This window comes from uncultured Actinomyces sp. (assembly GCF_963526355.1).
Lineage (GTDB): Bacteria > Actinomycetota > Actinomycetes > Actinomycetales > Actinomycetaceae > Actinomyces.
The window spans coordinates 1-4,204 of record NZ_CAUROW010000136.1; the positions used below are offsets into that span (position 1 = coordinate 1).

Annotated in this window: 3 protein-coding genes and 1 pseudogene; 3 read left to right on the plus strand and 1 reads right to left on the minus strand. The window is 70.7% G+C overall.

Annotation, left to right across the window (positions count from 1 at the left end):
* Nucleotides 1-228 (minus strand): annotated as a pseudogene (locus tag RWR81_RS12685) (tRNA pseudouridine synthase A); the annotation flags it as partial.
* A gap of 48 nt (nucleotides 229-276) precedes the next feature.
* Between RWR81_RS12685 and RWR81_RS12690 the strand changes: the two are divergent.
* The 3 genes from RWR81_RS12690 to RWR81_RS12700 all read left to right on the plus strand — a co-directional run.
* Entirely contained in the window at nucleotides 277-1,032 is a 756-nt protein-coding gene (locus tag RWR81_RS12690; protein ID WP_314458083.1) for an ROK family protein, read from the plus strand.
* Nucleotides 1,033-1,220: 188 nt separating this feature from the next.
* Complete coding sequence (locus RWR81_RS12695) at nucleotides 1,221-2,771, plus strand: Re/Si-specific NAD(P)(+) transhydrogenase subunit alpha (RefSeq protein ID WP_314458084.1); 1,551 nt, start codon at nucleotides 1,221-1,223, stop codon at nucleotides 2,769-2,771.
* Between the two features lie 12 nt (nucleotides 2,772-2,783).
* Nucleotides 2,784-4,204 (plus strand): NAD(P)(+) transhydrogenase (Re/Si-specific) subunit beta (locus RWR81_RS12700; protein ID WP_314458085.1); only part of this gene is annotated, 1,421 nt, incomplete at its 3' end.

The following is a 4,204-nucleotide window of genomic DNA, read 5'->3' on the forward strand; positions in this document are numbered from 1 at the left end:
TCCCGGCAGCGCGCCCCAGGCCCCGGGGCTCACGTCGAAGTGGGCAACCTGGGCGGCCGCGTGGACACCGGCGTCGGTGCGGCCGGCCACCGTGAGGCGAACGGGTTCGCGCAGGACGGTGGCCAGGGCGGCGGTCAGAACCCCCTCGACGGTGCGCAGCCCGGGCTGGGCGGCCCACCCGGAGAAGAAGGTGCCGTCATAGGCCAGGTCGAGGCGGATGCGTGGCATGCCCCCATTGAACCGCACTGGTTTCGCACTTCCACTAGGCTCGCAGCCGTGAGCATAACGACCCTGTCCGTGGACTGCGGCGGCGGCGGCATCAAGGCCTCGGTGCTGAACGCCGAGGGCAACATCATCTCCCGCGCCGTGCGCACTCCGACCCCCTACCCGCTGCCGCCGACGAAGCTGGTGGAGACCATCGTCTCCCTGGCCTCCCAGCTGCCGAACGCTGACCGGGTGACGGTGGGGATGCCGGGCATGATCCGCCACGGGGTCGTCATCGCCACACCGCACTACATCACCAGGGACGGCCCCCGTTCCAAGGTGCTGCCCGACCTGGTGGAGGCCTGGGCCCGCTTCAACATGGGCGCCGGCGTCTCGAAGGCGCTGGGCGTGCCCTCCCTGGTCCTCAACGACGCCGAGGTCGCAGGGGCCGGCGTCGTCACGGGCCACGGCCTGGAGATGATCGTGACCCTGGGCACGGGCCTGGGCAACGCCGTCTTCGACAACGGCGTCCTGGCCCCGCACGTGGAGGTCTCCCAGGGGCCGGTGCGCTGGGGCCTGACGTATGACGATTACATCGGCGAGCATGAGCGCCTTCGCCTGGGCGACGCCCACTGGTCGCGCCGGGTGCGCCGCGTCGTCGACGCCCTGCGCCCCATGTACCTGTGGGACCGCCTCTACCTGGGCGGCGGCAACTCGCGGCGGATCACGGGGGCCCAGTTGGACAGGATCGGCGACGACGTTGTCGTGGTCCCCAACGAGGCCGGTATGACCGGGGGCGCCCGCTGCTGGGACATGACCCGCCCCTAATTCTCGTTATTCCGTCCACCGCCGGCCCCTCCCCTACGGGGCACTGGCCGCCTCTCCGGCGCGCGCCGCCAACCATATCTCCGGTTCAACGCCAACAGTCCCTTGCCGAGGGCCGCATGACCTTCTATCTTGCCGATAGTTTCTTGCGACGTGCCGACGACGGCACCCACATCGTGCAAGGAGGCACTATGCGTATCGGAGTCCCCTGTGAGCCGACCGATCAGCCGCGCGCCGCTGCGAGCCCGCAGACGGTGGAGAGGATGATCCGTCTGGGCTACGAGGTCCTGGTCGAGCGCGGCGCCGGGGCGCGGGCGCAGTTCCCCGACGCCGCCTACGAGGCCGGCGGCGCCCAGGTGGCCGGCGGCGCCCAGGTCTGGGGCTGCGAGGTCGTGGTGAGCGCCTCGGCCCCCGCCGAGGAGCACCTGACGCTCATGAGCCGGGGGGCGGTCCTCATCTGCCGGCTGGACCCGGCGCGCCGTCCCGAGCTCCTTGAGACGCTGCGGGAACGAGGCATCACCTGCCTGGCCCTGGACGTGGTCCCGAGGATCTCGCGGGCGCAGTCGTTGGACGTGCTCTCCTCGCAGGCGAACCTCGCCGGCTACCGCGCCGTCATCGAGGCGGCCTCGCACTTCGGCAGGCTGTTCAGCGGGCAGGTGACCGCTGCCGGCAAGTTCCCGCCCGCAACCGTCTACGTCATCGGTGCGGGCGTGGCCGGGCTGTCGGCGATCGGGACCGCCTGCTCCTTGGGCGCGCAGGTGCGCGGCTCCGACGTGCGCCCCGAGGTCGCCGACCAGGTCCGCTCCATGGGGGCGCAGTTCGTGCCGCTGCCCAGCGCTCAGGAGGTCTCCTCCGACGGCTACGCCAAGGAGATGAGCGCTGATCAGGCGGCTGAGGCCAACGCGCTCTACGCCCAGCAGGCCGCCGAGTCCGACGTCGTCATCACCACGGCGAGCATCCCGGGACGCCGCGCGCCAATGCTCCTGGACCGCTCCGCGATCGAGGCCATGCGCCCCGGATCGGTCATCATCGACATGGCGGCGGCCACCGGCGGCAACACCGAGCTGACGGTGCCCGGCGAGGTGGTCACCACCGCCGGCGGCGTCACCATCGTGGGGCACACGGACCTGGCCGGGATGCTGCCCGCCCAGGCCTCCCAGCTCTATGGGCGCAACATCGTCAATCTGCTGAGCCTGATCACCCCGGCCAAGGACGGGTCCCTCACCCTGGACCTGGACGATGAGGTGGTGCGAGCCATCACCGTGACCCACGACGGCGACCTGCTGTGGCCCCCGCCCCCGATCAAGGTCTCGGCCGCTCCCACCCCGGGACACCCGGAGCAGACGGCCGCCGACGACGCAGCCGCCCGGGAGGCGGCCCGGGCGGCGCAGGCGCGCTCCCGCTCCCGGCAGTGGCTGGGGCTGGCGGCGGCGAGCCTGGTGGCCGCCGCCCTGGTCCTGGTGACGCCGCCGGCAGCCACGAGCCACTACATCGTGCTCATGCTCTCGGTGATCCTGGGCTTCCACGTCATCTCCAACGTGACCCCCGCCCTGCACACACCGCTCATGTCGGTGACCAACGCGATCTCGGGGATCATCCTGGTCGGGGCGATCTCGCAGGTGGGTCACTTCCATCCGGTCATCAGCGCCATCAGCCTGGCGGCGGTGGTCCTGGCCACGATCAACATCGTCGGCGGCTTCGCGGTCACCCACCGCATGCTCGCCATGTTCACGAAGGACTGAGGTGAGGACCAGATGATGACTCACATGCTGATGCCGGCCGCGTCGTCGAGCACACTGATCGCCGCCGCGCCGTCACTGCCCTCTCCCGTGGTCCTGGCCTACATCGCCGCGGCGATCCTGTTCATCCTGGCCGCGGCCGGCCTGTCCCGCCATGAGACGGCCGTGGCCGGCAACGTGGCGGGCGCCATCGGCATGGGGGTGGCGGTGCTCGCGGCCATCGGCCTGACCCTGAGCAGCCGGCCCGAGCGGGGCGTGCTGCCGACCCTGCTGCTCATCGCCATGGGCCTGGCCCTGGGCTCGGTGATCGGGCTGGTGGTGGCCAGGCGCGTGGCCATGACCGGCATGCCCCAGCTCATCGCCGTGCTCAACGGTCTGGTGGGGCTGGCGGCCGTCCTGGTGGGCTACAACTCCTACGTCTCCCCCGATGCGCTGTCCGCCTCGCTGGGCGCCTTCCACCTCGGTGAGGTCTTCCTGGGCGTGTTCGTCGGCGGGGTGACCTTCACCGGATCGGTCCTGGCGGCCCTCAAGCTGGCCGGTCGCGTGCCGGGGCGCCCGCTGACGCTGCCGGGCCGCAACCTGCTCAACCTGGGGGCGCTCATCGTCTCCCTGTTCCTGATGGTGGGGTTCATGATGGTGCCGTCCGGCTCTGGCACCGGCTGGGCGCTGCTGGCGGTCATGATACTCATCTCCCTGGTGCTGGGCGCTCACCTGGTGCTGGCGATCGGCGGTGGTGACATGCCGGTGGTCGTCTCGATCATGAACTCCTACTCGGGATGGGCCTCGGCATTCACCGGCTTCATGGTGGACAACGACCTGCTCATCATCACCGGGGCGCTGGTGGGCTCCTCGGGGGCGTACCTGTCCTACCTCATGTGCCAGGCCATGAACCGCTCGTTCGCCTCGGTGCTGCTGGGCGGCTACGGAACCGACTCGACCTCCGCCGCCTCGGGAGGATCCGGCCAGGAGGGGGCGGTGGATGAGACCAGTGCCGGGCAAGTGGCTCACCTGCTGCAGTCCGCCCGGCGAGTGGTCATCACCCCCGGCTACGGGATGGCCGTCGCCCAGGCCCAGTACCCGGTGGCCACGCTGACCGAGATGCTGCGCTCGGAGGGCGTGGAGGTCACCTTCGGCATCCACCCGGTGGCGGGCCGCCTGCCCGGGCACATGAACGTGCTGCTGGCCGAGGCGAAGGTCCCCTACGACATCGTCCTGGAGATGGATGAAGTCAACGACTCCTTCGACGACGTCGACGTCGTCCTCATCATCGGCGCCAATGACACCGTGAACCCGGCCGCCCAGGAGCCGGGCTCCCCGATCGCGGGCATGCCGGTGCTGCACGTGTGGGAGGCGAGCCGGGTCATCGTCTTCAAACGGTCCATGGCCGCCGGCTACGCCGGGGTGGACAACCCGCTCTTCTTCCGGGAGAACACCTC

Bases quoted from the DNA above. Each gene is read 5' to 3' on its own strand.
- RWR81_RS12695 (WP_314458084.1), top strand. From the start codon at position 1,221: ATGCGTATCGGAGTCCCCTGTGAGCCGACCGATCAGCCGCGCGCCGCT.